Source organism: Kitasatospora sp. NPDC059599 (assembly GCF_042735125.1).
Classification (GTDB): Bacteria; Actinomycetota; Actinomycetes; order Streptomycetales; family Streptomycetaceae; genus Kitasatospora.
This window is the reverse complement of sequence record NZ_JBHWCL010000012.1, coordinates 107,874-114,236: the sequence shown is the minus strand read 5'-3', so window position 1 is coordinate 114,236 and position 6,363 is coordinate 107,874. Positions and strand designations below refer to the sequence as shown.

Annotated in this window: 9 protein-coding genes; 5 read left to right on the top strand and 4 right to left on the bottom strand. The window is 74.0% G+C overall.

The features are described from left to right. Positions 1-83: 83 nt before the first annotated feature. On the bottom strand, positions 84-641 hold the full coding sequence (locus tag ACFV04_RS07135; protein ID WP_360253250.1) for a carboxymuconolactone decarboxylase family protein: 558 nt from the start codon (positions 639-641) through the stop codon (positions 84-86). Between the two features lie 132 nt (positions 642-773). Here ACFV04_RS07135 and ACFV04_RS07130 point away from each other — a divergent pair, with 132 nt between their 5' ends. From ACFV04_RS07130 to ACFV04_RS07120, 3 genes are read left to right on the top strand one after another with little or no spacing between them, the layout of a single operon-like run. Continuing rightward, positions 774-1,484, top strand: coding sequence for a MarR family winged helix-turn-helix transcriptional regulator (locus ACFV04_RS07130; RefSeq protein ID WP_380339249.1), 711 nt, complete (start codon positions 774-776; stop codon positions 1,482-1,484). Positions 1,485-1,497: 13 nt separating this feature from the next. Beyond that, on the top strand, positions 1,498-2,601 hold the full coding sequence (locus ACFV04_RS07125; RefSeq protein ID WP_380527352.1) for a Gfo/Idh/MocA family oxidoreductase: 1,104 nt from the start codon (positions 1,498-1,500) through the stop codon (positions 2,599-2,601). Positions 2,602-2,656: 55 nt separating this feature from the next. Further along, entirely contained in the window at positions 2,657-3,262 is a 606-nt protein-coding gene (locus tag ACFV04_RS07120) for a hypothetical protein (protein WP_380527349.1), read from the top strand. Here the strand turns inward: ACFV04_RS07120 and ACFV04_RS07115 are convergent. Further along, the gene (locus ACFV04_RS07115; protein WP_360253258.1) at positions 3,249-3,671 is read right to left on the bottom strand and encodes a type II toxin-antitoxin system VapC family toxin; all 423 of its coding nucleotides are present in this window, start codon (positions 3,669-3,671) and stop codon (positions 3,249-3,251) included. The genes ACFV04_RS07120 and ACFV04_RS07115 overlap by 14 nt on opposite strands. After that, positions 3,664-3,948: a type II toxin-antitoxin system Phd/YefM family antitoxin gene (locus tag ACFV04_RS07110; protein ID WP_380339259.1), complete on the bottom strand. Its 285-nt coding sequence runs from the start codon at positions 3,946-3,948 to the stop codon at positions 3,664-3,666. The genes ACFV04_RS07115 and ACFV04_RS07110 overlap by 8 nt, the downstream gene beginning before the upstream one ends. 475 nt (positions 3,949-4,423) lie before the next feature. Here ACFV04_RS07110 and ACFV04_RS07105 point away from each other — a divergent pair, with 475 nt between their 5' ends. Both ACFV04_RS07105 and ACFV04_RS07100 read left to right on the top strand, forming a co-directional pair. Continuing rightward, positions 4,424-4,702: a DUF6412 domain-containing protein gene (locus ACFV04_RS07105; protein WP_380527358.1), complete on the top strand. Its 279-nt coding sequence runs from the start codon at positions 4,424-4,426 to the stop codon at positions 4,700-4,702. Positions 4,703-4,800: 98 nt separating this feature from the next. Next, the gene (locus ACFV04_RS07100) at positions 4,801-5,493 is read left to right on the top strand and encodes a YidC/Oxa1 family membrane protein insertase (protein ID WP_360253264.1); all 693 of its coding nucleotides are present in this window, start codon (positions 4,801-4,803) and stop codon (positions 5,491-5,493) included. Positions 5,494-5,586: 93 nt separating this feature from the next. Here ACFV04_RS07100 and ACFV04_RS07095 read toward each other — a convergent pair whose 3' ends face one another. Further along, on the bottom strand, positions 5,587-6,273 hold the full coding sequence (locus ACFV04_RS07095) for an HAD family hydrolase (protein ID WP_380339264.1): 687 nt from the start codon (positions 6,271-6,273) through the stop codon (positions 5,587-5,589). Positions 6,274-6,363 lie beyond the last annotated feature (90 nt).

Genomic DNA, 6,363 nt, shown 5'->3' with positions numbered 1-6,363 from the left:
GGGCGGACGCTTCGGCGCCGGGTCGACGCCGGGTCCGGGTCGGGGTCGGGTCCGACCCTGAGTCCGGCGCCGCCGCCGGCGCCTCAGGCGTGGAGCGGCGCGGGCTCGGGGAGCGGGACGGCCGGGAAGTCGATCTCGGTCCGGCCGACCGAGTTGAACCAGTTGGTGAAGGAGTTCAGCGCGACCGCGCCGATGATCTCGCCGATCTCTCCGTCCCCGTAGCCGGCCGCGCGCACCTCGGCGAGGTCCTCGTCGGAGACGAAGCCCTTGCTGCGGAGCACGGCCCGGGCGAACCGCAGGGCGGCGGCCTCCTTCGGGTCGGCGGCGCCGGCGTGGCCGCCGGCGGCGAGGTCGGCCGGGCTGACGCCGGCCCGGGCGCCCAGCACGTGGTGGGCGGCGTAGCAGTAGTCGCAGGCGTTCTCGACGGCGGTGACCAGGGCGATCTGCTCCCGCAGGCCGGCGCCGAGGCGCCCCTTGGCCAGGGCGCCGGCGAAGGCCAGGTAGGCCTCCAGGACGGCGGGCGAGGCGGCCATGGCGCGCATCATGTTGGGCGTCACGCCGAGGGCCCGCTCGACCTTGTCGAGGAGTGCTTTGGCGTCGGGTCCGGCGGTCGCGGGGTCGATCGTGCCGAGTCGGGGCATGGCTGTGCTCTCCGTTCGCTGCGATGGACGTTCGTTGGCAGTGCCAAGTGATTGTTGGCAGTGCCAAATATAGTTGGCACTGCCTAGAATGCAAGGGCATCGAACGCCACCCAGCGGAGAGGACCCGACCCCATGGCGGACCAGCTGCCCGGGCTCTCCCCCAGCGAACAACTGCTGATCGGCCTCACCCGGCTCGGCCAGGCCGTCCGCCTCAGCACCTGGCACCACACCGGCCCGGTCCGGCTCACCCCGCTCCAGGCCGACATCCTGCTGTTCCTGGCCGGCGACCCGCGGCCCCGCCGCCAGGGCGAGATCGTCACCGCGCTCGCCTCCACCGCACCCACCGTCAGCGACGCCGTCCGCGCCCTCACCGGCAAGGACCTGGTGGACCGTCGACGCGACCGGGCCGACTCGCGCGCCGTCACCCTGACCCTCACCGACGCCGGCCGCGCCGAGGCCGAACGCCTCGCCGTCGTCCCCCCACCGCTCGGCGAGGCGCTCGCGGCACTCGACGAGGACACCGTGGCCGCGATGCTCCGCGGCACCACCACGATGATCCGCGCACTCCAGCGCCACGACGCCGTCCCGGTCTCCCGCACCTGCGTCACCTGCCGCTTCTACCGGCCCGACGCGCACCCCGAGGACCCGCGCGCACCGCACCACTGCGACTTCGTCGACGCCCCCTTCGGTGACGGCCGGCTGCGCGTCGACTGCCCCGACCACGAACCGGCCGTCTTCCCCGACGACGAGTCGGTGACCCTCCCCGACGACCGCCCCGCGCCGAAGCCGTCGACGCCCTCCGGGGGCCGTGCAGCAAACCGGGAGCAACCGGGCGCCTCGTGATTGAGTAGGCCGCATGAACCCGCAGACCTCCCGCACCCTGCCCGACCGGCCGCTGCCCGACGGGCCGCTGCGCGTCGGCCTGATCGGCTACGGCCTGGCCGGCTCCGCCTTCCACGCCCCGCTGATCGCCACCACACCGGGGCTGCGGCTGGACGCCGTGGTCACCGCCAACCCCGAACGCCGCGAGCAGCTGGCGCGCGAACACCCCGGCGCCCGCGCCGTGGACACCCCCGAGCAGCTGATCGCCGACCCGGACGCACTCGACCTGGTCGTCATCGCCTCGCCCAACCGCACCCACGCCCCGCTCGCCCGCGCCGCCCTGCGGGCCGGTCTGGCCACCGTCGTGGACAAGCCGCTGGCCGGCACCGCCGCCGAGGCGCTGGAACTGTGCCGGCTCGCCGAGGAGCGGGGAGTCCTGCTCTCCGTCTTCCAGAACCGGCGCTGGGACGGCGACTTCCTCACCACCAGCCGCCTGGTGCGCGGCGGCGCCCTCGGCCGGGTCCACCGCTTCGAGTCCCGCTTCGAACGCTTCCGCCCCAAGCCCAAGCCGGGCTGGCGCGAGCTCGCCGACCCGGCCGAGGTCGGCGGCACGCTGTACGACCTGGGCAGCCACCTGATCGACCAGGCGCTCACCCTGTTCGGGCCCGTCGAGACGGTCTACGCGGAGATCGACGTGCGGCGCGACGGCGCGGTCGTGGACGACGACGCCTTCCTCGCCCTCACCCACGCCTCCGGCACCCGCTCGCACCTGTGGACCAGCGCCATCACCCCGCTGATCGGCCCCCGGCTGCGGGTGCTCGGCGACACCGCCGGGTACGTCAAGCCCGGCATGGACCCGCAGGAAGCGGACCTGCGGGCGGGCCTGCGCCCCGACGGCACCAACCCGTGGGGTGCCGACGACCCCTCGTACTACGGCACCCTCGGCACCGACGAGTCGACGATCACCCTCCCGACGGACCCCGGCGACTACCCCGCCTTCTACGCGGGCATCGCCGCCGCCCTGACCGACCCCGGCACCCCGCCCCCGGTCGACCCGCACGACGCGGTGGCCACCCTCACCGTCCTGGAGGCCGCCCGCGCCTCCGCCGCGACCGGCACCACGGTCCGCCTGCGCTGACGAAAGCCTCGCCGGAACCTGTCGCCCCCGCGGACCCGATTCCTACGATGAGCGGATGAACAGTCAGCGGGGACGGCAGATCGACGCCGACGAGCGTCGCGAACGCGAACGGGCCTGGTCCGCCGAGCAGAAGGAGCGCGAGAAGGCCTGGACCGCGCGGTTCGAAGAACGCCGGAAGGTCATCGAGGCCGAGAGCCGCGAACGCCTACGGGCCGAGTCCATCGCCGCGGAACGGGCGGCCTGGGCGAAGGGCGAACGGGCCGGGTCCATCGGCTACCTCGACGTCACCGGACCCGACGAAGTGCCCGTACGGATCGCCGTGGTGTGGCTCGGACGCTTCCGCGCCACCCGCAAGCCGCTCGACAACCACGACCCGATCCCCGCCACCGACCTGAGCGCCGCAGGCGGCGGAGGCCTCCTCCTCTTCCTCCTCTACGTCGTCCTCGTCGGCCTGAACACCGGCCTGCGCTCACTCGCCCTGCGGCTCACCGGCCGCCCCCGCTGGGCCGTCGGCACCGCCACCGGCCCCGACCGGGGCAAGGGCGGCGGGAACAACACCGTCCTACTGCGCAGCCACAGCCACCGCGAGGCCCTGCGGTACGCCGCCGCCCTCGCCGACCGGGTCGAACAGGACGGGACCGCCGCCCTCACACCCCGATGACCTCCACCGCCGAGCCCAGCCCCCGGAAGTCCGCCACGTTGCGGGTGTACAGCGGCAACCCGTGGGCCGAGGCCACGGCGGCGATCATCAGGTCGATCCGACGCGGCCGCGGCTGCCGCCCCGCAGCGATGGTCAGCGTGACCAACGTCCCGTAGCGGGCAGCGGCGGCCGCGTCGAACGGCAGCGGATCGAAGTCGGCCATCGCCGCACCCAGCACCTCCAGCCGCGCCGCCCGGCTCGCCGGGTCACGGGCCATCGACACGCCCTGCTGCAGCTCCGCGAACGTGATCGCGGTCAGCTCCGGCACGGCCGGCAGGTCCGCCGGGCTGAGCAGCGCCAGGTCGATGTAGACGCACGTGTCCAGCACCCCGGCGGGCCGCCGCCGCGACGCCCTCCGGCGCTCAGCCACGCCGCCGCTCGAACGGGTCGTCGCCCCCGTCGCCCACCAGCTCCTCAGGCCCGAAGTCCTCCTCGGCCTCCTTGCGCATCTGCTGGTAGTCCACCCGCGGCAACTTCACGTGCCGCGCCACCAGTTCCTCCGCGGTGAGCCGCCGCCGCCCCGACACCGGCCGCAGCTCCGCGACCTCGACCCCGTTCCTGGTGATGTGGAAGGTCTCCCCCGCCTCCACCGCATCCATCACCGCGGCGGAGTTGTTCCGGAACTCCCGCTGGGTAATCGTCTTCATGCTTCCAAGGTAGCCCCACGTAGCACCACCGGCTACACCCCGCGCGCCACCGGAAAAACCCCTCCCCGCCGTGCCCCGTCCGCCAGGTTCGACCACTGATCGTTCGCCCGGAGGGGGGCTGCCGTCGATGGCCGGAAGCAGTGAGGGGAACCCGTGGCTCAACGGCCAGGACGGCCCACCCCCGGCCGACCCGCCCCACACCACCGGGGGCGCCGACCGTGAGGGCACGGTCGCGGACCCCGGCCGGGAGACGCGATGACGGCACCGCGGCGGAGGCGCCGGCTCAGGTGGGTCCTCGCGCCGGCGCTGGCGGTGGAGGCGGACGGGGGTACGCGGGTGTGGGTGGACGCGATGGATGCGCCCTAGCGAGAAATCGGGTGGCGTGCGGGAACCCGGGGGGTCGTAGGATCGTCCTGCCTGTACGTCCGGGAACCGGCGAGACACCGAGGAGGAGTGGGCCGTGGCTGTGGTTGCGATGTTGCTGGGGCTGCTCCGGGTGTTGACCGGGGACCTGGGGAGTGAGAGCGGGACGCTGGCGTCCGTCGCGGCCGTCGCGGCCGTGACGCTGGTGGCCGGGGCGGTCGCCGGGGCGTTGGCGGGGGCTCGGCTCCTGGGGGCGCGGGCGCCGGCGGCGGTGCGCAGCGGGATGCTGCGACGTCGGGCGTTCGGTACGGCGTTCCTTCCGCAGCGTGATCCGGATGCCCGGGGCCGGCGACGCCCCAGGGCGCCGGGGGCGGCCCTGGCGGCCGCGTAACCCCCTCGTGGTTTCCGGAGCTTCGCGGCTCCGGGCTTCTTCGCGGCCGTCCTCCGCCGTTCACTCATGTCCTGAGACCCCGGAGGGCTCGCTTCACCATGTCCGTTCTCGCCGTTCTCGATCCTGCCGTCGCCGTCGCGCACACCGTCGTCGCCGCCATCGCCCACGTCCTGCCGACCGCGTTGGCGATCGTGCTGTTCACCGTCGCCGTCCGGCTCGCGCTGCATCCGCTGGCGCGGGCGGCGGCGCGCGGGGAGAAGGCGCGGGCCGTGCTCGCGCCGAAGGTCGCCGCGTTGAAGAAGAAGCACGAGAAGCGCCCGGAGAAGTTGCAGGAGGCGCTGGCCGCGATGTACCGGGAGGAGCAGGTGTCGCCGTTCGCGGGGTGTCTGCCGGTGCTGGTGCAGATCCCGTTCTTCTCGGTGATGTACCGGCTGTTCACCACCCCGAACGACCTGCTCGACCACACCCTGTTCGGCGTGCCGCTGGGTCTGCACGTGGGTGGCGCGCACGGCGCCGGGCAGGTCGCGGTGTTCGGGGTGCTGTACGCGGGGCTGGCGGCGGTCGGGTACGTGAACTTCCGCCGGACGCGGCGTGCGGCGGCGGCGCAGCCCACCCCTCAGCCGGGGGCGGGGCTGCTGCCGTACCTGTCGTTCGGGTCGGTGCTGTTCGCGATGCTGGTGCCGGTGGCCGCCGCGCTGTACCTGCTGACGACGAGCGCGTGGTCGGCCGCCGAGCGGGCCTGGCTGTACCGGGACGGGACGCCGGCGCCGGTGGCGGTACTGCCGGTCTGAGGCCGTCGGGCCGTCCCGGTTGGGCTGTCCCGGTGGGGCCGGGGCGGTGGGGCTGAACCGGGCCGGGCCGGTCCGGGAGCCGGACCGGCCGGGTCAGAAGTGGCGCAGCAGTTCGGGGAAGGCCCCGAGCTGCAGCGTCGCCTCGTCCGGGCCGAGGTCCTCGTGCTCCAGCACCCAGGTGTGCTCGTGCGGGATGAAGACGGTGCGCAGGCCGGCCCGGCGGGCGGGGGCGATGTCGGACTTGGGCGAGTTGCCGATCATCCAGGTCCGGTCCGGGTCGAGGCCCAGGTCGGCGGTCAGTTGCCGGTAGGTGTCGACCGACTTCTCGGCCACGATGTGGACGCCCCGGAAGTGGTGGTCGATGGTGGAGGCGGTGACCTTGCCCTGCTGCTCGTCCTGGTCGCCCTTGGTGAGCAGGAGCAGGTGGTGGCGGTCGGCGAGGGCGGTGAGGGTGTCGGCGACGCCGGGGATCAGTTCGACCTGCCGGGTGTTGAGCGGCGTCAGCAGTTCGTCGATCCGGGCGTACTCGGCCGGGGTGGGGGTGCGGCCGTCGTTGAGCTGGTGCAGGCAGTCGGCGAGGCTCTGCCGGAAGACGGTGGCGCCGTAGCCGAGGCTGGCGGAGTTGGTGGCCTCGATGCCGTCCAGGAGGGACCGGGTCCGGTCGCGCTCGGCCGGGGTGGTGACCCAGTCCAGGAAGCCGTCGATGACCCGCTCGAAGAGGACGTTGTTCTCCCAGAGGGTGTCGTCGGCGTCGAAGATGAGGATCTGGTCGGTGTGCATCCGGTGGTCTCCAGGGTGGGGCGTCGAGCGATCGGGTGGGCGAACGGGCCGGGCGCGCAGGCCGGGCGAACGGGTGGGCGCGCAGGCCGG